This window comes from Planococcus halotolerans, assembly GCF_003289955.1.
GTDB lineage: Bacteria > Bacillota > Bacilli > Bacillales_A > Planococcaceae > Planococcus > Planococcus halotolerans.
Genome location: NZ_QLZR01000002.1, coordinates 165,914 through 189,992 on the forward strand (window position 1 = coordinate 165,914; position 24,079 = coordinate 189,992).

A 24,079-nucleotide genomic window follows, 5' to 3' on the forward strand; every position below is an offset into this window, starting at 1 on the left:
TTTAATCGTCCTTCCATAAAAGACTGCTTATGTTCAGTATATCATAAGCATTATTTTTGTGTTTTAAAACTTCTTATTTGAAGGACGGTTTTTTTGTTTCTTCAATTCAAGCCTAATGAGCCTTTTATCGAGATCACGGACAAGCGATTTTCTGATTTCCAGTTGTCCACTGGCTTCTTTTGCAAAACCTGCCATAATCAAAGCCTTTTCATAATCTTTGATTTGATGTTCATATAATTTAGCTGCATGTATCCAGGCTTCCACTTCTACAGGCCCTCTCAGATTCGGGGCAGCTTCTGTAAACAGCTTTACAGCTTCTTCGTATTGGCCGCTGCGTTTTCGCTGTATCGCCAGGAAATAACGGGCAAGTGCCGAAGAAGCACCCCGTTCAGCTGTAACATGTTCAAGATAGGCAGCGCTTTGGTCAAATTGTTTCAGATCAGCATACCATTTTCCGATATTCGTGTAGGCGCCGAATGTTTCAGATTCAAGATCTTCCATCAAAAGGTCTGATGAAAGAACATAAAGGGATACGAGTGAAAGAATATCCAGCTCATTATGATACAGTACTTTATCGAGAGCTTCCGGGTAGCCGCTTTTCACCGCATCGAGATAGATGGCCGGTATCAGAAATCCAGGCACGTCGCCTTCCCTCCTGAAACCAAGCTTTTCTTCTTCGATGGTGCTCAGCTTCATTCGTGACAATTCGTTTTTCCATATCCTTTTTGTCCCGTGGAAGAGGTCAATCTGCCGGAGCGGCTTCAGTTTCGGCAAAATATTCCGATGCATCGTCCATCTAGAGGTCAGCTGAGGCCAATCAAAACTTTTTCCATTATAAGAAAAGATGATTGGGTCTTCCGACCGCCACAGATCCGTTTCGTACAGAAAAGCGGCTTCATTGGAAGGGTCCGGCATAATATACTGGACCATTTCAAATCCTTCGTCCGTACGCTCCAATAATCCCACAAGAAATATATAAGCTCCTGTGCCGCTGAGGCCAGTCGTTTCTGTATCAAAAAACAAGATGCGTTCTTCTTTCTTCAACTTGAAAGGATGATCGAATTCTGCTTCTTCCCATGCAGACAACACCCGGTCGAGTTCATTCAACATAATATTTCCATGACGCGTCTCAAACGGATAGCGGATTATTTTTTTAAAAATGAAACCAAATTCGTTTTCCACCAGTTCAAGGCCGATCTCCTGCCATCTGCCTTCGTGCAACGGCCGTTGCTTCCCCTGTTTCTGCGCTTTTGGTTTCGACTTGGCACCTGCGTCTTTTTTCAGCATGCCTTTCATTTGCAGCAGTTTATTTTCAAACGACATCGGCTATCACCTCTCTTCGCGAAGCTCGTCGAGTAATCTGATGACATTTTCTTTCATATTGACCATGGCGTCCTGCGCACCAATGCACGATGGGCAGCCATCCAGACACGGGCACTCAGCTACATGGCTTCTTGCCTTATCAAGCAGCGGCAGCCACATATCATAAATCCGTTCACTGATGCCGATGCCTCCCGGATATGAATCATGGATAAAGAACGATGGCAGATCGTTATGCGGCGATTTCACCTGTGGCACCACATGAACGTCGCGGCGATCACAGGATACGAATATCGGGATAAATGATTCGATGGCGTATGCCGCACCGGTCATCATATCCGATAACTCCGAATCCGAAAATCCGTCCGGCTTGCTGAAACTCAGCCACGTGGAAGAAGTATGAAGCTCCTCGGCCGGCAATGAAATAGGACCGGACCCGATATTGTCATGCGAATCAAATCTGATTTTCTTGAAAATGGTCGGCATCGCCAATACCGCAATATCGCCGTAAAAAACTTCTGACCTTTGCATATCTTTTGTTTTGTCTTCACTCATCACTTTTAACTCGACTGCCAGATTGGCATCTGTGAAATAATCCACATCAACTTCCCTGACATAAGCTTTCTTTTCTTCCCAATCCAGGATTTCAACTTGGAACTGTGTTCCCTGGTGAAGATAGATCGCTTCTTCGTGCAATAATGTCAATGCGCTGAAGCGGTCCATTTCCCCTATCACCCGGGTATCAGACGGAACCGACTGGTCAATGATGACGACATTTTCCTGTGAAGCTGACCGCAATGAAATATCATGTGCCGGAAAACGGTCGCTCATCCAATGCCAGCGATCGGAAGTACGTACCAGTACGCCCTGTTCCTGCAAATACTCAAGCAATTCCTGCACCTCGAATTCGCCATACATTTCATCTGACGAAAAAGGCAATTCGAATGAAGCACATTTCAAATGGTCCATTAAAATAATGATATTCTCCGGGTGGATTCTCGCTTCTTCCGGTGATTGATCCAGCAGATAGGAAGGGTTGTTGATGATGTATTGATCCAGTGCTGTCGACTGTGCGACATAGACAACCAAAGATTCATCCTGGCGTCTTCCGGCGCGTCCGGCCTGTTGCCATGCGCTGGCGATATTCCCGGGATAGCCCGTCATGATGCAAGCCTGCAGTTGTCCGATATCAACGCCAAGTTCAAGGGCGTTTGTCGAAACGACACATTGAATCGAACCGTCCCGCAGACCTTTCTCGATTGCCCGCCGTTCGGTCGGCAAATAGCCGCCTCGGTAGCCTTTAATGGATTCATCCTGAAGCTTCATCTTGGTGATTGCCTGAAGATATGTGACAAGCATCTCGACTCTGACCCGGCTTTTGGCAAATACGATTGTCTGTATCCCTTGTTTAATCAGCAGCGTCGCCAAATCGCGCACTTCAAGCACCGCACTTCTTCTGACACCGAAAGTCGGATGGATGATTGGAGGGTTGTAAAATACGATATGTTTCTTGCCGGAAGGTGCTCCGTTCTGGTCGATCAACGCGTGTTCTTCATTGGTCAGCGCTTCAGCCAATTCCTTGGGATTTGCAATCGTCGCGGATGTGCAGATGAACACCGGATTGCTGCCGTAAAATTCGCAGATCCGTTTAAGGCGTCTGATAACATGCGAGACATGGGTGCCGAAAACACCTTTATAGGTGTGCAACTCATCAATGACGATGTAATGCAGATTTTCAAACAAAGACACCCATTTTGTATGATGCGGCAAAATGGCGGAATGCAGCATATCCGGGTTGGTCATGACGATTTGCCCCGCTTTCCGGACTTTCGTTCTGATGGCCGGAGAAGTGTCGCCGTCATACGTATAGGATAAAATCTCTTTTTCCGTTTTTTCTATCAGATCGTGAAGATCACTTTTCTGATCCTGTGCCAGGGCTTTTGTCGGAAACAGATAAAGTGCCCTGGCTCCTGGATCGTTCAGGATTTTATGAAGTACCGGAAGATGATAGCAATAGGACTTTCCGGAAGCTGTCGGCGTGACAGCTGTATAGGATCTGCCTTCCTGGGCCAGATCAAAGGCTTCGCGCTGGTGCGTATACAATTGTTCAATGCCTTTTTTTCTGAGTGCCGCTTTCAGGCTGTCGTGCATCTCTACCGGAAAATCAGCGTATCTTGCCGGTTTTTCTTCCTTCGTATGCCAATGGACAATCCGCTCCATCATATCCGGTTCTGTTTTCCATTCATCCATCAATTGAGGCAATGTTTTCTTTCTGATCATCTAGTATCGCTCTTTTCGTCTATGGCCAGCATAAAAGTCTGAAGCGTATACTGGGCCGCCTGTATGGTTTGGATAAAACGTTTCTTGCTTGTTTCCTTATAAAAACTTTGTACGAAAAATTGAGTCATCCCTTCAGCCGCTGTATCAATCTGGGGCTTATGGACATATTTTGGCCGTTCCTGCTGTATATAAATAAGCGATTCCTCTTGCCATTGATTTATTTTACTGTGCCAATAATCGGCATAGGGTTTAACGTCCTCGTAGAAATCTGGAACTGCATCCCGTTCACGCATATCAAAAAAGCGATCCTGGCATTTTCCGCATTCATCATATAATAAGGAAGAAAGTTCACGAATATTCATTTTTCAAGATCCCTCCAATGCCCTAAGTTTATCATATACGCCTATAGGAGACGACTCTGAACGAACAGACATTCTTTTTAATTGGCATTAGCCCCCCTATCGGCTATCATGAATCTAGCGAAATGGAACTTTAGGGCTCATTCGTCGTCTAAATCTATGTGATATGATAAAGTAAGCGAGGTGTATCACAATGGCAATCAACTATCCGAATGGAAAGAAGTTCGTTCCGCAAAAAGAACAGCAAACGGATCCCAAAAAGAAAAAAAAGAAAAAAGATTTCTCTTTCAGCAATCGGGGTAAAACACTAGAGGATGAATTGAATGAAACGAACGACTATTATCTTCAGCTCGGACGTGCAGTCATCCATAAAAAACCGGTTCCTGTCCAGATCGTGAGAGTCGAATATCCTTCAAGAAGCGCCGCCGTCATTAAGGAAGCTTATTTCCGTTCTCCATCCACCACTGATTACAACGGTGTATGGAACGGCAAATATATAGATTTTGAGGCAAAGGAAACGGAAAATAAAACATCGTTCCCGCTGAAGAATATACACGAACACCAAATCCATCATATGGCACAGGTTAGAAAACACGATGGATTGGCTTTCCTGATCATTCGTTTTTCTTCCCTTGATCGTTATTTCATTGTTCCATTCGAAGCATTTGAATTTTTTTGGAATAGAATGATGGACGGTGGCAGGAAGTCAGTTACTCTGGCGGAAATTGAGGAAACCGGTATCGAATTAAAACCTGGTGCGTTTCCGCGCATCGATTATTTGCCCCAGCTGCATAAATTTCAGTAGAAAGCACCAACGAAAGTGAGGAACATTTTGTGAGCGAAAAACAAATGTCGCGCGAACAGCGCAGAAAAGCAATGGAACAGCAAAAGAAAAAAGACAAGAAAAACAAAAACTCCTCGGGCGGATGGTTTAAACGGATCATCCTGACGATCCTCATTATTGGAGTCATCGGCCTGGTATTCGGTGTCGGCCTTTTCACTTATTATGCCAGCAGCGCCCCGGAACTCGATGAAGAACTTTTGCGCGATCCGATCAGCCCGACATTTTTAGCGGCAGACGGGGAAACGGAAATACCATATATGACAGTTGAAGACCGGGAATATGTAAATTACGAGGATATTCCGAAACTGATGGAAAATGCGATTTTAGCAACGGAAGATAATCGCTTCTATGAACATCCCGGCATTGATATTATCCGCCTTGGCGGTGCGGTGATTGCGAACGTAACCGGCGGATTCGGTTCACAGGGTGCCAGCACAATTACCCAGCAGGTCATCAAGAATTCATTCCTGAAAAACGATAAGACACTGGAACGGAAAGCACAGGAAGCGTATCTGGCCTACCAGCTGGAGCAAGAATATTCAAAAGAAGAAATCTTTGAAATGTATTTCAATAAAATCCTGATGTCAGGCAACACTTATGGATTTGGTACAGCTTCCGAGAATTTCTTCGGCAAGCATGTTTCAGAACTTGAATTGCACGAAGCCGCGATGCTCGCAGGCATGCCTCAGAGCCCTAACGGTTACAATCCTTTCAATAATCCGGATCGTGCACAAGATCGGCGCAATATCGTACTCAGCTTGATGGAACAGCATGGAAAAATAACAACTGAAGAAAAAGAAGCTGCCCAGGCTATTCCGGTTACTGAAACCCTATTGCCTGAAGAACAGCGCCCTACTCCACCGAGCGGCGAATATACAGCTTTCATGGAAATGGTCGAAAATGAAATCGAGGCATTGGATGCAGATATTTCTCTCGACGAAGGTTTGACTGTTTACACGACTCTTGAACCTGATGTTCAAAAAGCCGTAAATGACACAATGGCATCTGATATTTTCTTCAACGATGAAGTGCAGTCCGCTTTGACGGTCGTCGATACTGAAACCGGCGCTATCCGCGCAATTGGTGCAGCACGTGAATACAGCGGTGATGTCCGCCGCAATTACGCTACAGCTCGTGACCGTCAAATCGGTTCCACTATCAAGCCATTGCTGGATTATGGTCCAGCTATCGAATACCTGAACTGGTCGACGGGCAAGACCTTGGTGGATGAACCATATTCATATGAAGACGGTGGTCAGGAAGTCCGGAACTTCGATGGCAATTTCCTTGGCGAAATGACAATGCGGGAAGCCTTATACCGTTCCCGTAATATTCCGGCAATCAAGACTTTAAACGAAGTCGGCATCGGAAATGCAAAAGAATTCACTCAGAAACTGGGATTGGATTTCGGAGATATTTTTGAATCAGCCGCAATTGGAAGCACTGAAGATTATATCAATACTGTCGATTTGGCTGGAGCCTATGCAGCTTTCGGCAATGATGGAATTTACACTAAACCACATACGGTAACTAAGATTGTTTTCCGTGATGGTACGACTGAACAAGTCGTCGCACCCGAATCAGTGCCTGCTATGAAAGACAGTACAGCATACATGGTTACTGACATGCTGCGTGACGTACTCAATCCAAATCTCTCAGGTGCTTCTGGAACGACTGCGGCTGTCAATGGTGTAGATATAGCAGGTAAGACCGGAACAACGAATTACTCGGCTGACGACCTTGAAAAATACGGGCATGACAGCAGTTCTGCCCCGGACATCTGGTTCGCAGGATATTCTCCTGAGTATTCAATATCTGTTTGGAGCGGCTACCCTTCTAAAGAAGGAGCAATGGATACCGCTTCCAATGAACGTTTATTGTCTCAACAAGTATTCAAAGACGTCATGTCTAAAATCTCTTCCCCGGACGCAGGAAGATTCCAGCAACCCGAATCGGTTGTAGAAGCAACCATTGAAGTTGGCACTGAACCACTTCAATTGGCAAGTGACTATACACCTTCAGATCAAAAGAGCACAGAATTATTCGTACGCGGTACAGTTCCTAATGAAGTATCTGAAGAATTCGTCCAGGAAGACCTGGATGCACCAACAGGTTTACGTGCTTCCGTTGATGGATCGAATGTTGAATTGACATGGAATTATGGTGATATTGAAGATGTGCAGTTCGAAGTTGCTGTTGAAGCTGAAGGCAACCGTACAGTACTCACTACAACTGACGATAAATCTTATACCTACGAAGCGCTTGAAGAAGGACGCGCTTATACTTTCAGCGTAATTGCGGTGAAAGATGAACAACGAAGCGATCCTGCTTCCGTTATTGTTGAAGTGACGCCACCTGAAGAACCGGAGGAGCCGGAAGAAACTCCATCGGCAGATGAAGAAGCCCCTCCTGAAAATGAAGCTCCACCAGAAGACGAAGCCCCTCCTGAAGGTGAAGGTAATGGAGAAGGCAACGGAAATGGTGGAAATGAAGGTAACGGAGAAGGAAATGGTGATGGTGAAGCTCCACCGGAAGACGGTGGAGATGGTGATGGTGACGGTGAAACTCCGCCAGAAGACGGCAGCGGCGATGGAGAAAATTCCAATGGTGAAGCCAACGGCGCTTCTGTCCCTCCCGCTAATGGAAATGGCAATAACGGTAATGGAAATAACGGTAATGATGGAAATGGCAACAATGAAGGCAATGGCAATGGCAATAACGAAGAATAATTACACACAAAAAACCTTAAGCAGAAAATGCTTAAGGTTTTTTTGTGTTCTATTTTAATCTATTGAGAATCGCTCGTTTTGAGGCGACTTTCTTATACATTTCATTGAATAATTCCTGGAGCTGTCGATACGCGGCAAATGTGCTGCAATTTGATTCTACAAAAACCAGTCTTTCGTTATTATTCAGCGGTTCAATCTTTTCTTCGTCCGAACTGCATTGTTCCAATAAAGATTTATATACAATAATTCCTTCATTCATTAATGCCGCCGGACTGCTGTTCTTATTTACATGCAGGACCCTGATGTCTTCATCTAACTTAGCCCAGGCTTCAAAAAATGGCGAAATTCTCTCTTTTTCAATTGACCTCTGTAATGTTTTCACGCTTAACCAGCCCTTTTTTCTCGCGTTTCTGCCCTTCTCTGCATCTGTCAAATAAGGGACAGATATGGCAGCCGGGATTTTGCGATTTACAATGGTAGCGTCCAAAGAAAATGATCTGGTGATGAGTTTTGGACCAATCTTCAGCCGGCGTCTTTTTCATGATGGTCTCTTCCACTTGCAGCGGCGAATCTTTCCAGCGATTAAGCCCAAGTCGCTTCGCCACCCGTTCAACATGCGTATCAACTGCCAGTGCAGGTATTCCAAAAGCAACCGACACCACAACGTTTGCGGTCTTTCTTCCCACTCCTGGCAATGTCGTCAGCAAATCACGATCCGCTGGAACTTCACTGTTGAACTTATCAATCAGAATATGGCTCAATGCCTGGATGTTCTTGGCCTTATTCCGGAACAACCCGATTGAACGGATATCACCCTGTAACTCTTCAAGCGGCACAGAGACATAGTCTTCCGGAGTATGGTATTTCTTGAAAAGGTCTGCCGTCACTTTATTGACCAATTTATCCGTGCACTGTGCGGACAGCAAAGTCGCAATCAATAAATCAAACGGATTGCGGTGAATCAGCTCACAATGCGCATCAGGAAACATATGATCCATTTCCTCAAGACATAATTGCCATTCTTTTTTTGACATCATTTCAATCACCTGCTAATTCCGGTCTTCCAGCCAATTATAGAATTTCACTTTTTTTGCAGTGTTGTCTGTTGAAGGCTGAATCTGGATATTTTTTTCTCTGAAAGTTGCTGCATGTTTCGTAACTTCCGATGAAGTCTTGATATTCTTTTTCTTCCATTCGAAAAGGATGCGGTCAACATAGCGTAAACTCATTTTTTGCGAGATAACCGCTTCTTTCAGCGCCATCCTGATGACCGCCGGTGTATGCCCGTCCTGGTCCATCCACATTGAAATCGTTTCAATTTCCATTGGCGATAGAAAACGGCCGAATTCCTGTTCAAACAATTGGAATACCTGGCCTTCCATTTCTTTCTGCGAATGAATCTTCTCCTGGTGTGCTTCCTTGTCGACACAATCAAGCAATTGGTTCCATAAAGGCTGTAATGAGATATTCTCTGTCAGGATTTCATTTGCCGTTTCCTGTTCAATGGCAATGAACCCTTGCTGCATTAATTTCTGCAACATGGTCGTTACGCTTTTTTGAGAGCACATCATGCGTGCTCCGATTTCATCGGGAGTCGGGAATTGGTTTCCCGACTGCTGAAAAGCATGCACATGCATCAACAGCATGGCTTCCTCATCCGAAATCTTCAATTCCTTATAAAATTGAAAAAAAAGCTGGGAAATGTGAACATTCCCCTTCTCGATCCATGTCTGAAGTCGATCTGGCTGTTTCATATCCCAACCACCTTTCTATTCGTTATTTCTATATTATTTTAACTTAATAAGTAGTCTAGATATACGCTTCGGCGCTTTGGACAAGCCTCCCGCAATAAGCCGAGAAGAGCAATCGTCTTATTGCTTCGCTCAGTCCATAGGCGCGCCTTTGCTGAGGTCCACTTTCTATATAGAGAGTGAAGCACTCGAGACTCCTTTAACTCTTACCGCACATTTGATCACCCACTCGGACGAAGGTCCGATTTAGTATACTTCAATCAACACATGGCTGAAAATACGTACGTTGTAATTGATTACTGAGATATGGAGCAAAACAGCGCAGACGCCCAGGGGACCAAGCGAAGTGCTGAGATCCACTTGGTCGAAGTGTAACGAGACCGAGTTAGCTCAGCGCGAGCCCCCAGGCAAGCAAAGCTGTTTTGCGGAATATCGGTTTCTAAAATTATTTTTACTTATGAATTACGGATACAAACGGTTCAATAAACGTGGGAATGGAATGGATTCGCGAACGTGTTCTGCTCCTGAAATCCATGCTACTGTGCGCTCCAATCCAAGTCCGAAGCCTGAATGCGGTACTGCGCCGTATTTGCTGAGGTCCAAATACCAAGCATAAGCAGATTCGTCAAGATTATGTTCCTTGATGCGCTGCTTCATCAGCTCGTAATCGTAGATACGTTCAGATCCGCCAATGATTTCACCATAACCTTCCGGTGCGATCAAATCGGCGCAAAGAACGACGTCATCACGTTCCGGATGCGGCTGCATATAGAATGGCTTGATGCCGATCGGATAATTGATGATGAATACCGGCATGTCATAACTTTCAGCGATGGCTGTTTCGTGCGGTGCACCAAAATCGTCGCCCCATTCAATATCATCAAAGCCGTTATCATTCAACCATTTGATCGCTTCATCATAAGTGATGCGCGGGAATGGTGCTTTTATTTTTTCAAGTTTCGATGTATCTCTGTCGAGGCGATCCAGCTCAAGCTTACAATTTTTCAAAACAGATTGGACAATATGGGATACAAATTGCTCCTGTACTTCAAGACTTTCTGCGTGTTCCATGAAAGCCATTTCCGGCTCAATCATCCAGAACTCGATCAAGTGACGGCGAGTTTTTGATTTTTCAGCGCGGAAAGTTGGTCCGAACGAGAATACTTTCCCTAATGCCATTGCGGCTGCTTCCATATAAAGCTGGCCGGATTGAGATAAAAATGCATCTTCCTCAAAATATTTCGTGGCGAAAAGTTCAGATGTTCCTTCAGGTGCAGAACCGGTTAAAATCGGAGGATCCACTTTGACAAAGCCATTGTCATTGAAGAATTCATAAGTGGAACGGATGATTTCATTACGGATTTTCATGATGGCATGCTGTTTCCGTGAACGCAGCCACAGATGACGGTTGTCCATTAAGAATTCTGTGCCGTGTTCTTTTGGTGTAATCGGGAAATCCTTCGCTTCATGGATCACTTCGATGCCTGTGACCGCTAATTCATAACCGAATGCAGAACGCTCATCCTCTTTTACTTCTCCAGTTACATAAAGGGATGTCTCCTGTGTTAAAGCTTTTGCTGCTGCGAAGACTTCTTCTCCCACTTCAGCTTTTACCACTACGCCCTGCACAAACCCTGAGCCGTCACGCAATTGAAGAAACGCAATTTTACCGCTTGATCTTTTATTGGCGACCCAAGCGCCCAGTTTAATCGTTTGACCATTATATTTAGCCATTTCGGCAATTGTAATTTTTTTCATACTAGCCTCCAAGAATATGTTTTCAACTTATTTCTGCCATCTTTCTGATACGAATTTACCGATTCGCTCCACCGCTTCATTCAATGCTTCCAATGAAGTTGCATAAGATAAACGGATGGTGGATGGTGCACCAAAGCCTGAACCCGGAATGACCGCAACATTGGCTTCCGTCAGCAATGCTTCAACGAATTCATCAACTGAAGCAAAACCGGTTTTCTCTGCTGCTTCCGAAACGTCAGGCAATAGATAAAATGCCCCTTGAGGACGAATTACGTTAAAACCTGGAATTGCTTCCAGCTTCGGAAAAATCTCTTCAAGCCTGCTTTCAAATGCCTGACGCATTTCTTCTACAGCTTCCTGCGGCCCGTTGTATGCTTCTATTGCAGCATATTGGGAAGTCGTTGTCGGGTTAGATGTCGAATGGCTGGCAAGATTCGTCATAGCTTTGATTAATTTGGAGTCACCCGCCGCATAACCTATCCGCCACCCTGTCATAGAATGGGATTTGGAAACTCCGTTTACGATGATGGTGCGGTTTTTTGCATCTTCAGATAAAGTTGCAATTGAAACGTGTTCTGCCCCATCGTAAATCAGCTTTTCATAAATCTCATCGGAAATGATCAAAATATCTTTCTCGCGGCAGACTTCCGCCAATTCCTGCAGTTCCTCTTTTGAATAGATCATGCCGGTCGGATTGCTCGGTGTATTGATCATGACCGCTTTTGTACGGTCGGTAATCGCTTCACTCAATTGCTGGGGTGAAATTTTATAGTTCTGGCTGGCTGTAGCTTCTATGTATACAGGCACTCCTTCAGCCAATTTCACTTGTTCCGGATAACTTACCCAGTAAGGAATCGGAATGATTACTTCATCACCTTTATCCAGTAATACCTGGAATAGGGTATACAGAACGTGTTTTGCTCCCACCCCCACCATTACTTCTGTGGGTGCATAAGTCAGTTGCTGGTCACGCTTCAATTTTTCGATGATCGCTTCTTTCAAAGCAGGCAAACCACCCGCAGGCGTATATTTCGTCTTGCCTTCCATCATGGATTTATATGCTGCCTGAAGGATATTCTCGGGGGTATTGTAATCGGGCTCTCCTGCTCCTAGTCCGATAATATCGACTCCCTGCGCTTTCAGTTCATTGGCCTTCGCTGTAATTGCCAATGTTGTCGAAGGCGTCAATGTTTGAACACGATTCGCTAATTTAATCAAAAGTCCTCAATCCCTTCACAAATTTAAAATCCTTTTCCAGATGGAACCATCTTCTGCGGAAATATAAACATAATTTAGTTTGTCATTTTCTGTAAGAAATACAACTTCCCAGATTGTCTTGTTTTCTTCCCTGCCCAGTTTCGTATGAAGCACTTCTTTCACTTCCATATCCTGAAGAGCGATACCGCGTGCTTCCTGTGCCGTTATCTTGCCATCAAGATCTGTTTCAGAGAGTTCCTGGCCACTTATCGGCACAAATACTGCTTTTAGTTTGCCTTCGCTGTCAGTTCCGATGACGGTTACGGATTTCTGGTCACTAGAGTAGACATAAGAACGGCTGACCTCAGTCAGCAGATTTTCGTCCTTTACCTGGGCAATCGCGGTTTTTTCAACATCTGAAAAAGGTTTATTGCCTAGTATCAGGATTAAGATTGTCAGCACAATTGCCAGAAACGATAAAAATCCTGCTATAAATATGATCCATTGTTTCATTTCATCACCTGAACTTAAGTTTTATAAATCGTGAAGACCGCTTTCTCCGGATCTTCTTTATCAAGCGCAAGGCCGAACATCAAATTATCGTGTTTTAATGTACGGTTGAGTGCATCGACCACTTTATATAAATCCGGCTGGTAAGCGACATTTACAGTGGAAAGTATTTCAATTTTCGACTCCATCTGAATGACCTTCCTTTCATTTTTCACTGCTTATTATACCAATGTTCAATATCCGTTACCATCTTTTCCAAAGACACTTTTGATACGCCTACGTCCGGGAGGGCATCCAGAAATTCCTGGCCATAGGACTTTGTTTCAATCCGGCGGTCCAAAACAATGAATAACCCCTGATCTTCTTTGGAACGGATCAGGCGGCCAAAGCCTTGTCTAAGCCGCAGCACCGCTTCGGGCAATGCATAGTGAAGAAACGGATTGATGCCTTCTTTTGAAATCATTTCGGATTTCGCTTTGAAAACCGGCTCGTCAGGCGAAGTGAATGGCAGGCGGACCACTACGACTGCACGAAGCGCGTCGCCTGGCACATCGACCCCTTCCCAGAAACTGTTCGTGCCAAACAGGACGGATTTCTGGAAACGCTGGAATGATTTTAACAGACGCATGCGGCTGCCGGAAGATATCCCTTGCGCAAATAGCATGTAATCGTCCAGAAGCTGTGTGTCCTGTATCAAATCGACTGTTTTACGGAGCATATCCTGGGATGTGAATAATACAAAACAGCGGCCCTCCGTCACCAGCACCGTCCGTATGACTGCATCCGCTACCGCTTCAATGTAATCATTCTGAGACACTTGCTGTATATCCGGCATATCTTCGATAACAAAGACTCGGGCGCCTTGATAAAAATCTTTCGGCGGTTCATATTTTGTTATGGGTACAGAATCCGGCACTCCCAATTGGCTGACGATAAAACGTTCATTGGAAGGAACGGTCATTGTGCCGGACAGCCAGATAATCGCCTTTTTGCCGCGCAGAGGAGCCGTAACCCGTTCAATAATCGACTTTACCTCAAATGGCCGTTTATATAAAGATAGGCTATTTGGCAAACTTCGCAAATCTCCCTCAATCCAGCTGACTTCATCGTTAATCGGGAAAACAAAGATTTCACTGAATTCCACTGCCTTCAGCATCAATTCCTGAGTCCAGTATCGCCATTCCGCAATTATCAACTTTTCTTCGATAGACTTTTCAGCAATTTTTTCCGCTTTTTGAAGAATGGTCTGGGAAAGGTCGATCCATTCATTCAACAAGCGCAGCAGTTCTGAAAAGTCATTGCTGTTATAAGGAATTTCACTGAGCAGCATGGAATTCTTTTTATGTTTGCGTGCTTTGAATTTCTCCGTGAATTCCAGTGAAAGCATGGTGCTTATACGGTCAAAAGCAATAGTGAAACCGATAAACAATGCATCAAGCTTGACCATTTCAGTCGGAGTTGCAAAACCGGATTTATCAGCGGCTGTTTTCAGTTTCGAATATAATTGTTTCTCTTCGGCAGTGCCAATTTGGCCAAATATATACTTCCATTGGGTATATACAAAGGTTTTTTCATATTGGGATACGGCTGCTTGTACAGTCTGATGAGCTTCGTCCAGTATAACTGCACCCACATTATCCAGAAGTGACTCCGAAGAATGAGGTTGATTCAGCAGGTAGGCATGGTTGGTGACAATAATATCAGCTCTTCTTGCCTGCTCAAGCGCATATTCATAAAAATCATAGGACTTTTCTTCTCTGCCGGGACGTCTGGTGTGTGATCGCCTGATTTTATCCAGCAATAATTGGCCGCCGCTGGAAACATTTAATTCATTTAAATCTCCGGTTGTAGTTTTTGTCAGCCAGATTAAAATTTGCATGATTGTAAACGTCTCATCATAAGATTCGTCATCGCCGTATAAAATTTCTGCGAATCTGGTGAGGTCTATATAATGGCTCAATCCTTTAATTAACGATATTTTGACCGGCTCACCTATGAACTTTTCTACAATACCGGCTTCATTCCATACCAGTTGATCCTGGAGATGGGTTGTATACGTACTGACCATCACCTGTTTTCCTGTTGCAAGCGCATGATTCGCCGCCGGCAATAGATAAGCGATGGTTTTCCCCATGCCTGTAGAAGCTTCAATCACCATTTCGTCAGCATTATCCAGAGTTTCCTGAATCGCCGACATCATCTGGAACTGGCTTTCCCGACGTTCAAATTTCGGGAAAACCTCATCGAGTCTTTCATTCCAATCCGTTTTCGCTACAAACTGACCTCGCACCGAGTTGGCCGGCAGTTTTCTGGGCTTTAACGGTATACCGTTGAAATGGTCCATCCCATTAATATGTGACTCTCTTTTTTTTGCTGTTTCTTCATAAAGCAAGCGGGACAAGTCAGATTTCAGCTGAAAAGAGCGCTTATGCAGCAAAGCCAAGGTTTCGTAAGGGAGCAGCTCGAGCTCTTTTTTCGACCGCAAAAAAAGCTCAGCAGTTGCATACGCATCATCGTCTGCCCGGTGAGCATTGCCAAGAGAGATCCCAAGATCAGCTGTAATATCCTGCAATTTATAGCTGATGGCAGTCGGATAGAGCAAGCGGGATAATTCCACCGTATCCATCGTCAAGCCATGCCATTTTGGAAGGCCGCTGCGCTGCAGCTCCTTCTGTAAAAAAGGAAGGTCAAAATTTGTATTATGAGCGACAAAAATCGCATTCTGCATCCTTTCAAAAATAATCTCCGCGTATGCTTCAAAGGGCTGTGCATCCACGACATCCGCATCGGATATGCCGGTTAAGTCCTGGATAAACATAGGAATCTTGCGTTCTGGATTTATAAATTTTGTGTATGTATCTGTAATCATGCCATTTTCAATCGTTACAATTGCCAATTGGATAATACGATCACCTTTAGCAGGGGAATGGCCGGTCGTCTCAATATCGACGACTACATATTTATCTGTGTTCATCACAATCCCTCTTTCTCAGGTGATTCTATTATAGAAAAGCGACGGCACCCGTTAAGCTCTGAAAGGCATAAGACGAATCAGCGAAGCGGCCTTGGCCGTGCAGCTGATTTGGCTTATGACCCGAAGAGCTGGGTCGCCGGAGTCTGGACAATAGAAAAGCGGAAACGGCCGTCCAGCTCCGACAAGCGTAAGGCGCTCTGGCGTAGCGGCGTTTTTTCAGCCGCCTAGTCCCGAAAAGCGGAAGTGCCTGTTCAGCTCTGGCAGGTATAAGGAAACTCAGCGAAATGGCGACCTTTGCCATGCAGCTGGGTTGACTTATATCCCGAAGAGCTAGGCACTGGAGACTAGCCAGAGAGACTTACGACTCGAGGAGTTGGCCGTTGGAGTCTAGACACCATGAAAAGCGACAGCGCCCGTTAAGCCCCGTGCTCCTGCATCGCTGCGCTAGCTTCGTCGCAAAGACTTGACCTCGCTGGCCTCGGTCAAGACTTGGCCGCCGGAGTCTGGACAATAGAAAAGCGACAGCGCCCTTTCCAAACTCCTTTCAAATGTAAAAAACCTTACTTTCTTATCCTATGGAAAAATTGTAACATATCCCGTCCTTTTGCGCTTTTTTGTTCGGCTGTAAACAAGGCTAAATCTTGACCGAATTCCAAATAATGTCCATGCCCATAAGAAAAAGCCTTCTTTTGGAAGGCTTTGTATCTGGTTCCTGCAGGACAAGTCTTTGAGACGAAGCAGCGCAGCGATGCAACGCCCTTTCATGTCTCGAAGCTAGCGTCAGCGATGCAGAGACAGGAGCACATCTTTACCCTTCGCCGTCTATCACTTCATTCTGGTTCTGTCTACAAATACAAGGTTAACTTCTGTGCTTGAATCAAGCTTAAATCAATATCCTTATTGGAAAGTGATCGAAGATATGGAGCAAAACAGCGAAGACTCCCAGGGGAACAGTAACGGAGTTGGCTTTCCAACTCCGTTACGAGCGAAGTGCTGAGATCCACTCGGGCGAAGTGTAACGAGTCCGAGTTAGCTCAGCGCAAGCCCCCAGGAAAGCGAAGCTGTTTTGCGGAAATCGGTTCTCATTTATTTTTCTTAATAAGCTAAGAAAAAGCCTTCTTTTGGAAGGCTCTGCTTTACATAATCGTCGCTTCAGGTTCGTAGCTGATGATTTCCTTTATTTTATTGGATCCATCCATAATTGCCACGGTCGGTTTATGGTCACGTGCACTGTCATCCATAATATAGGCATAAGACAGGATGATGACAATATCGCCTTTTTGGACGAGGCGCGCCGCCGCTCCGTTGACACAGATGACACCGCTGCCGCGTTCACCTGAAATGATATAGGTTTCAAAGCGTGCACCGTTATTGTTATTGACGATATGGACTTTTTCGTTCGGCAGCATGCCGACGGCATCAAGCAGATCCTGGTCGATCGTGATGCTGCCGACATAGTTCAAATCAGCTTCCGTTACAGTAGCGCGGTGGATTTTCGAATTGAGCATCATACGAAGCATTGTCAGTTCCCCTTTATGTTAAATAGTAGATTGTCGATCAAGCGTGCTTTTTCAAATTGTACAGCTAAAGCCAAAATAGCTTCGCCCTCCACTTTTTCCGTGAGATCCGGATACGACAGCAATTGGATATAATCAATTTGACCTGAAGTATTGGCGTTCAGATGCTGTTCCATGAGCGGAATGGGATTCCTTCCATCCATCGCAGCTTCCTTGCCGATTTCGAGCGCTTTTTTCAAATGGGGAGCCTCGGACCGCTCCTTTTCACTCAAGTAGACATTGCGCGAGCTTTTTGCAAGACCGTCCGGTTCCCTGACTGTTTCGACCCGCCGAATTTCCAGCGGAAAATTAAAGTCCTCGACAAGTGACTCGATAATAGCTAATTGCTGTGCATCTTTCTGGCCGAAATAAGCACGGTCAGCCTGAGCCAGATGAAAAAGTTTAGTAACCACTTTCAGTACACCGTCAAAATGGCCGGGGCGTGACTTCCCGCATAATTGATCCGCCAGTCTGCCGGCTGATATCGCAATGGCAGATTCCCTTGGATACACTTCATCAGCTGAAGGAGCAAAAATCACATCAGTTCCCGCTGTTTCAGCCAATTGCTTATCCCGCTCCATATTTCTCGGATAGCGTTCAAAGTCTTCACCCGGCCCGAATTGTGCGGGATTCACAAAAATGCTCATTAGCACCTCATCATTTTCCTTTTTTGCTGTTTCGACAAGCTTGATATGCCCTTCATGCAAAAAACCCATGGTAGGCACCAGGCCGATGCTTAAACCGGCATCCTTTTTTCCCTGAACCCAGTTTTTGAGTTCTTCAATTGTTTCGATGGTACGCAATACTTCTCTCTCCTTCCCGGAAGAAAGCCGCATATAAAAAGCCCCTCCGCCAGAAATGGGCAGAAGGACAGAAAATGTTTGACTTCATTTCTTCCGTCCCTGTCATGCAATAGATCAAGGCAGATTCATAGGTTTTTAAGTTAATGATTGTTTTGCCGGTGCAATTCTTTAGAAGATACTGCCCGTTAAAAACACTATAGCAGAAGATGATGTATAAAAACAATTATCATTTCTCCATCTCGATATCTGCCGAGTATATGCCGTGCAGCTTGCCGTCAGCCGTTCTGAGCTGGAGAACTCCATCATCCGTAATGCCTTCTGCAATGCCTTCCAGCGTTTCTCTCGCCATGCGTGCGCGAACCTTCTTACCAATTGTTGTGGAATAGCTTTCCCACATCAATTTCAAAACGCCAAAGCCTTCTTTGATATAAATTTCTGTATACTGTTCCAGATAAAACAGAATTGAACGGACCAGTTCCTGGCGGCTGACATGTTTGCCGGTCTCCATTTTCAAGGAAGTAGCGATGTTCCTTACTTCTTCACTGAAGTCATCAGCTTCTTGATTGGCATTCAAACCGATTCCGATTATCAGAGCCTGGATACCATCTGCATCTGATTGAAGTTCGGTCAAAATGCCGGTGCATTTTTTGCCGTTCACCAAAATATCATTTGGCCATTTGATATCAGGTCTTAGACCCGTCACTTCTTCAATTGCCCTTACGACAGCTACTGCTGCAATCAATGTAAATTGAGGTGCGCGCTGTACCGGAATATCCGGCCGCAGGATAATGCTCATCCATATGCCCTTGCCGTATGCGGAATCCCACTTTCTCGCCATTCTACCCCGCCCGGCTGTCTGTTCTTCGGCTAATACAGCCGTTCCATGTGATACGCCAGTCTGAGCCAGCTGATGGGCAATGATTTGAGTGGACTCAGTTGAAGCTATATATTCAATTGTTTTCCCCAGCAGCTGCGTTTTAAGAAGCGGCTGTATCGTAGATGCTTCCAGTGAATCAGGAATATCTGACAGTACATAACCTTTCTTCTTGACCGAAGTTATTTCGTATCCTTTTTCCTGAAGATCTTTAATATGTTTCCACACAGAAGTTCTTGATATGCCGAACTCATCAGCCAGTTGCTGGCCGGATACAGGTTCCCCGGAAGCTTCCATTAAACGTTGCGCCAGTTTATTTGTCACGGTTATATTCATCGAAGAACCATTCCTTTATCTTGTCTTTCTCATTTTCCAATTCACCACAGACAACCCGCCGCTCGATATCACCAAGAGCATCTTTCAGCCACGGCCCTGCCTTCTGCCCGCTCCATTCCATCAGGTCGCGGCCGTTTACCGCAAGATCTGATTTCGATTGGACCGGAAGCCTGCTTTTTTGAACAGCCGGATTTTGCTGTTTTTGCATCAAGCCAGCTGCAAGTTCCAGCTGTCGAAGCGTATAACTGTAATAGGTCCACTGGTTCCAATGTTCCAATCCTGCAGCTTCCAGCGCTTTAGCGACCGCCGTTTTTTCCTCATTGGATAACTTATATGAAGCTAAAGCTGAAGCATCTTTTTTGCTGTGCCATAACGCATACAGCCAGCCGCTTAACGGGTCACCGCTCGGTTTGAAGTCCTGCCAGTCTATGCGAAATAAATCACCTGATGGCAGCTGATCGGCCAAGCCGGAATAAAGCAGATAGTCGATGCTGCGAGCTGCATGTTGATTGGCCATTATTTTGTCCAGTTCTATTTTTATGCGTTCAACAGCGACGGACCGAATCAGCGAAGCATTTCTTTTAATTGCTGCGAGCGTCTGTTCATCGATAGAAAAATCCAACTGCCCTGAAAACCTCACTGCCCGCAGCATCCGAAGAGCGTCCTCCTGAAACCGTTCTTCCGGTTCCCCAACAGCCCGTATCAGTTTTTCTTCCAAATCCTGTCGGCCGCCAAATATATCCACAAGTTCCAGCTCTTCAGTCATGGCCATGGCATTGATGGTAAAATCCCGGCGTTTTAAATCTTCTGCCAGCGAGTTTACAAATTCAACCCTATCAGGCCTCCTGTTATCGGTGTAATCACTTTCCGTCCTGAACGTCGTGACCTCAACTCCTGTACCGCCGATTAATACCAGAACTGTTCCATGCTGAATGCCGGTATCTACTGTTCGATCGAAAATCTCTTTGACTTGCACTGGTTCTGCAGATGTGGCGACGTCAAAATCCTTCGGGTCTTTTCCGAGAAGAAAATCCCGAACCGCACCGCCTACCAGATAGGCTTCATAACCGGAGGATTTCAGCTTCTTGATAACTTCAATCGCCGTCTTCATCATTGATCACCTTTGTTCAATAACCGTTCGTAGATATTCTCGTATTCCTTCAAAATTCTGCTGGAATGGAATTTAGACGCTACAGTTTCGATTGCTCCCGCTTTTAATCGTGACCCGATTTCATTATCACTCAATAATTCCACACCATGCATTGCAGCTTGTTCTGTATCCCCGAGCTCTACCAGATAGCCATTTTTACCGGATTCTATAATCTCCGGAATCCCGCCTATATTCGTTCCGATTCCCGGTACGCCGCATGCCATTGCTTCCAGCATAACAAGGCCAAAAGCTTCTTTTTCTGAAAGCAAGAGCTTCAAATCGCTAATATTATACAATTCGGATAAATTATCCCTTTTACCAAGGAATAATACATATCCTTCCATTTTCAACTCTCTAACTTGCTCCTGGATCCTGCTCATTTCAGGTCCATCGCCAACCAAAAGCAATTTGCTCTTCACTTTTTGCCGAATCCGATAGAATGTTTCGATAACATCCCCAACCCTTTTAACTTTCCGGAAATTGGAAACATGGATGACCACTTTTTCATTTTCCTGAATGCCGAGTTCGTTCTTTAAAGAGCCTGCATCTTTTACGTGATAATCCCGTTCATCTACAAAATTATAGACAGTTTCAATCGTTTGATCAGGATCGATCAAATCATAAGTCTGGTCGCGCAATGAATTGGACACGGCCGTCACCACATCTGATTTTTCAATTCCGTAGCGGATCGCTTCTTTTAATGAAGAATCCGAACCAAGAACAGTAATATCCGTGCCGTGTAAAGTAGTGACAATCCCTATGTCTGATCCCGCCATATGGCGGCCAAGAATTGCACACACTGCATGCGGGATTGCGTAATGGACATGCAACAGATCCAGGTTTTCATTTTTGATGACTTCCGCTATCTTGGTCGCCAATGCGATATCGTAAGGGGCATATTGGAACACCGAATAGGAATTGACGTCCACCTGATGGCTGAATACATTTGAATACATCCGGTTCAGCCTGAACGGCGTGCTTGATGTAATAAAATGAACTTCGTGCCCTTTTTCTGCAAGCAGCTTGCCCAGTTCCGTCGCAACAACGCCCGAGCCGCCTACAGTCGGATAACACGTGATGCCTATTTTCATTTTTCGCATTTCTGACACTCCTATCCTCTGCGCTCCCTGATCAGGCGCCAATCAACAAAGCCTTCCTTCAATCCTTTTAACAGGACTTCCGCCGTTCCCATATTAGTTGCGAGCGGTATATTATAAACATCGCATAGACGGATCAACGCGGTCACATCAGGTTCATGCGGCTGAGCAGTCAGCGGATCACGGAAAAAGATAACCATATCCATTTCATCCTGGGCAATCATTGAGCCGATCTGCTGGTCGCCTCCAAGAGGTCCTGAGCGGAATTTATGTACCGAAAGCCCCGTTTCATCAATAATCCGTTGTCCGGTTGTACCTGTTGCATAAAGCGAATTCTCCGTTAGTATCGGCAGATAGGCAATTACAAACTGAATCAGATCGTCTTTCTTTCGGTCATGCGCAATTAATGCGATTTTCATGCCATCTTCCCCTTTAGTCGATTATATTTTCCAATCCATAAACCAGATTCTCGAGTTCCATCACTTTGTTGATGGACAAAGCAACACCCGACATAAACGAACCGCGATTGAAAGAATCATGTCTGATAGTCAAAAGTTGTCCATCTCCGCCCAATAGCACTTGCTGATGTGCCACCAGCCCTGGCAATCTGACACTATGGATTCGCATGCCATCGTAGTTTGCTCCTCTTGCTCCAGCTATTGTTTCTTTTTCTTTGGGATGCCCCTGGTTATGGGTTTTCCGATGGTCCGCTATCAAACTTGCCGTTTTCATGGCGGTTCCGGAAGGCGCATCCAGTTTTTGATCATGATGCATCTCAATAATTTCGATATCAGGCAAATATTTTGCTGCCTGTTCTGCAAATTTCATCATCAGGACAGCCCCTATGGCAAAATTCGGTGCAATGATGCAGCCGATTCCATGTTCTGCTGAATAAGCCGACAGCTCTTTTAGTTCTTCATCCGAAAATCCAGTAGTACCGACAACCGGCCGGATTCCAAGCTCCAAAGCTTCACGGGTGTGCTGGTAGACCGATTCTGGAGAAGTTAAATCCACGAGAACATCCGGTTTGGTTTTACTGGACAGTTCGGTTAAGTCCATAAATATTGGAACTGTAAAAGTTTGTGGAAATAACTTTGTGTCTGCCAGCGTTTCCCCGATTTCCTTATAATCCAGAACAGATACCAGTTCCATATTCTGATCCTTCATTATTGTATGTACTGCCTCCTGCCCCATTCTTCCGCGAGCTCCAGCAATTGCAACTTTAATCGTCATTAACTTTCATCCTTCCTTGTCCACCGATTTTTATCCCTGGTGTTGAACTTTTCCAAAACTTTATCGTGGGCTTCAGCAAGATTAATATCCAATGAATTCGCCATAGTGATCAGTACAAAAAGCAAATCACCCATTTCTTCGGATATGCTTGCTTCCGCTTCGCTGGATTTCTTTTTCTTTGGCCCATATACATGATTTACTTCTCTTGCCAATTCACCTAGTTCTTCGGTTAACCGAGCTATCATTTCAAGGGGAGTAAAATAACCTTCTTTGAACTGAGAAATATAGTCATCAACGTCCTGCTGCAGTTCTTTCATAGTTTTTTCCTGTGCCATAGTTTCACACTCCTGGTTTAATCGTAAAGAAAAGGGATGATGTTGTCAAAATCCTGTCTATAACCCATAATACAAGAGTTGAGCTTAAAGAACGGAGTGAGTTTATATGAAAAATCTTCAAGTTAAAAACATTTTCTTCATTTTGTTAGGGGCAGCCATTTACAGCTTTGGTTTTGTCCATTTCAATATTCAAAATGAACTGGGGGAAGGCGGGTTTGCAGGGATAACGCTGATCTTATATTTCCTTCTTAACTGGGACCCTGCATTGATGAACCTTTTGCTGAATATTCCCGTGTTCTTTGTCGGCTGGAAGCTGCTGGGGAAAAAAGTACTCCTATATACTATTATCGGCACAGTGGCTGTATCAGTTTTCCTCAAGATCTTCCTGGTTTATGAAATCCAGATCGACCTGCAAAATGATTTATTCCTCGCTTCGCTGTTTGCTGGTATTTTCGTTGGAGCTGGGCTCGGAATCATTTTCCGCTACGGAGGAACTACTGGGGGCGTGGACATTATCGCACGGCTTGTGCAGAAATATGTAGGCTGGAGTATGGGGAAAACCATGTTTCTATTCGATGCTACTGTCATTCTTCTATCTTGGATTGCTTTTCTTGATAACCGCTCAATGATGTACACCCTTGTCGCTGTCTTCGTTGGGGCACGCGTTATTGATTTCATGCAGGAAGGTGCCTACTCGGGCCGTGGCGCTTTGATCATCTCCAATTCACAGGAAGAAATCGCAAGCCGTATCGCAATTGAAATGGACCGGGGAATCACGATTCTCCGCGGTTATGGCCATTTTTCAAAAGAAGAGCGTGAAGTACTGTATTGTGTAGTCGCAAGAAATGAAATCGTCCGTCTGAAAAACATCATCAATGAGGTGGACCCGCATGCCTTTGTTTCCTTAATCGAAGTCCATGATGTTATGGGTGAAGGATTTACCCTGGATGAGCAAAAAATGCCATTGAGTTAA

At 44.9% G+C, this 24,079-nt stretch carries 22 protein-coding genes; 3 read left to right on the forward strand and 19 right to left on the reverse strand.

Annotation, left to right across the window (positions count from 1 at the left end; all coding sequences use genetic code 11):
* Positions 1-63 precede the first annotated feature (63 nt).
* From DP120_RS05500 to DP120_RS05510, 3 genes are read right to left on the reverse strand one after another with little or no spacing between them, the layout of a single operon-like run.
* Positions 64-1,323 carry a ribonuclease H-like domain-containing protein gene (locus tag DP120_RS05500; RefSeq protein ID WP_112222643.1) on the reverse strand — a complete coding sequence of 420 codons (1,260 nt, stop codon included), beginning with the start codon at positions 1,321-1,323 and terminating at the stop codon, positions 64-66.
* 6 nt (positions 1,324-1,329) lie between these two features.
* Positions 1,330-3,600 (reverse strand): DEAD/DEAH box helicase, encoded by a 2,271-nt coding sequence (locus DP120_RS05505; RefSeq protein ID WP_112222645.1) that lies wholly within the window; start codon positions 3,598-3,600, stop codon positions 1,330-1,332.
* Positions 3,597-3,962: a YppE family protein gene (locus tag DP120_RS05510; RefSeq protein WP_112222647.1), complete on the reverse strand. Its 366-nt coding sequence runs from the start codon at positions 3,960-3,962 to the stop codon at positions 3,597-3,599. Before DP120_RS05510 ends, DP120_RS05505 begins: the two co-directional genes overlap by 4 nt.
* Positions 3,963-4,152: 190 nt before the next feature.
* Here DP120_RS05510 and recU point away from each other — a divergent pair, with 190 nt between their 5' ends.
* Together recU and DP120_RS05520 are read left to right on the forward strand one after the other, a co-directional pair.
* Positions 4,153-4,764 (forward strand): Holliday junction resolvase RecU, encoded by a 612-nt coding sequence (gene recU, locus DP120_RS05515; RefSeq protein WP_112222649.1) that lies wholly within the window; start codon positions 4,153-4,155, stop codon positions 4,762-4,764.
* Between the two features lie 29 nt (positions 4,765-4,793).
* Positions 4,794-7,532 (forward strand): penicillin-binding protein 1A, encoded by a 2,739-nt coding sequence (locus DP120_RS05520; protein ID WP_112222650.1) that lies wholly within the window; start codon positions 4,794-4,796, stop codon positions 7,530-7,532.
* A 49-nt stretch (positions 7,533-7,581) separates the two neighbouring features.
* On the opposite strand, the gene DP120_RS05525 is transcribed toward DP120_RS05520, so the two are convergent.
* The 16 genes from DP120_RS05525 to DP120_RS05600 all read right to left on the reverse strand — a co-directional run bounded on the left by DP120_RS05525 (position 7,582) and on the right by DP120_RS05600 (position 23,106).
* Entirely contained in the window at positions 7,582-7,914 is a 333-nt protein-coding gene (locus DP120_RS05525) for a YpoC family protein (protein ID WP_112222652.1), read from the reverse strand.
* Positions 7,889-8,569, reverse strand: a complete 681-nt coding sequence (nth, locus tag DP120_RS05530) for an endonuclease III (RefSeq protein ID WP_112222654.1) — start codon at positions 8,567-8,569, stop codon at positions 7,889-7,891. Before nth ends, DP120_RS05525 begins: the two co-directional genes overlap by 26 nt.
* Before the next feature lie 12 nt (positions 8,570-8,581).
* Positions 8,582-9,286 (reverse strand): DnaD domain-containing protein, encoded by a 705-nt coding sequence (locus DP120_RS05535; RefSeq protein ID WP_112222656.1) that lies wholly within the window; start codon positions 9,284-9,286, stop codon positions 8,582-8,584.
* 459 nt (positions 9,287-9,745) lie between these two features.
* Complete coding sequence (asnS, locus tag DP120_RS05540) at positions 9,746-11,041, reverse strand: asparagine--tRNA ligase (protein WP_112222658.1); 1,296 nt, start codon at positions 11,039-11,041, stop codon at positions 9,746-9,748.
* A gap of 27 nt (positions 11,042-11,068) precedes the next feature.
* Entirely contained in the window at positions 11,069-12,259 is a 1,191-nt protein-coding gene (locus tag DP120_RS05545; protein WP_112222660.1) for a pyridoxal phosphate-dependent aminotransferase, read from the reverse strand.
* A gap of 15 nt (positions 12,260-12,274) precedes the next feature.
* Entirely contained in the window at positions 12,275-12,751 is a 477-nt protein-coding gene (locus tag DP120_RS05550) for a cell wall elongation regulator TseB-like domain-containing protein (RefSeq protein WP_112222662.1), read from the reverse strand.
* Between the two features lie 14 nt (positions 12,752-12,765).
* Positions 12,766-12,936, reverse strand: a complete 171-nt coding sequence (locus DP120_RS05555) for a YpmA family protein (protein WP_112222664.1) — start codon at positions 12,934-12,936, stop codon at positions 12,766-12,768.
* Positions 12,937-12,959: 23 nt separating this feature from the next.
* Positions 12,960-15,722, reverse strand: a complete 2,763-nt coding sequence (gene dinG / locus DP120_RS05560; protein WP_112222665.1) for an ATP-dependent DNA helicase DinG — start codon at positions 15,720-15,722, stop codon at positions 12,960-12,962.
* Between the two features lie 1,136 nt (positions 15,723-16,858).
* A complete protein-coding gene (panD, locus tag DP120_RS05565; RefSeq protein ID WP_112222667.1) occupies positions 16,859-17,242 on the reverse strand; it encodes an aspartate 1-decarboxylase in 384 nt (127 codons plus the stop codon).
* Positions 17,243-17,244: 2 nt separating this feature from the next.
* Positions 17,245-18,081 (reverse strand): pantoate--beta-alanine ligase, encoded by an 837-nt coding sequence (gene panC / locus DP120_RS05570; RefSeq protein WP_165843730.1) that lies wholly within the window; start codon positions 18,079-18,081, stop codon positions 17,245-17,247.
* A gap of 226 nt (positions 18,082-18,307) precedes the next feature.
* Positions 18,308-19,291 carry a biotin--[acetyl-CoA-carboxylase] ligase gene (locus DP120_RS05575; RefSeq protein ID WP_112222670.1) on the reverse strand — a complete coding sequence of 328 codons (984 nt, stop codon included), beginning with the start codon at positions 19,289-19,291 and terminating at the stop codon, positions 18,308-18,310.
* The gene (locus tag DP120_RS05580) at positions 19,269-20,402 is read right to left on the reverse strand and encodes a CCA tRNA nucleotidyltransferase (protein ID WP_112222672.1); all 1,134 of its coding nucleotides are present in this window, start codon (positions 20,400-20,402) and stop codon (positions 19,269-19,271) included. Before DP120_RS05580 ends, DP120_RS05575 begins: the two co-directional genes overlap by 23 nt.
* Positions 20,402-21,541 (reverse strand): N-acetyl-alpha-D-glucosaminyl L-malate synthase BshA, encoded by a 1,140-nt coding sequence (gene bshA / locus DP120_RS05585; RefSeq protein ID WP_112222673.1) that lies wholly within the window; start codon positions 21,539-21,541, stop codon positions 20,402-20,404. Before bshA ends, DP120_RS05580 begins: the two co-directional genes overlap by 1 nt.
* Positions 21,542-21,552: 11 nt before the next feature.
* The gene (gene mgsA, locus DP120_RS05590; protein ID WP_112222675.1) at positions 21,553-21,957 is read right to left on the reverse strand and encodes a methylglyoxal synthase; all 405 of its coding nucleotides are present in this window, start codon (positions 21,955-21,957) and stop codon (positions 21,553-21,555) included.
* Between the two features lie 13 nt (positions 21,958-21,970).
* On the reverse strand, positions 21,971-22,771 hold the full coding sequence (gene dapB / locus DP120_RS05595; RefSeq protein ID WP_112222677.1) for a 4-hydroxy-tetrahydrodipicolinate reductase: 801 nt from the start codon (positions 22,769-22,771) through the stop codon (positions 21,971-21,973).
* Positions 22,771-23,106, reverse strand: coding sequence for a nucleotide pyrophosphohydrolase (locus tag DP120_RS05600; protein WP_112222678.1), 336 nt, complete (start codon positions 23,104-23,106; stop codon positions 22,771-22,773). The genes dapB and DP120_RS05600 overlap by 1 nt, the downstream gene beginning before the upstream one ends.
* Before the next feature lie 106 nt (positions 23,107-23,212).
* Between DP120_RS05600 and DP120_RS05605 the strand changes: the two genes are divergently transcribed.
* Positions 23,213-24,079 (forward strand): YitT family protein, encoded by an 867-nt coding sequence (locus DP120_RS05605; RefSeq protein WP_112222679.1) that lies wholly within the window; start codon positions 23,213-23,215, stop codon positions 24,077-24,079.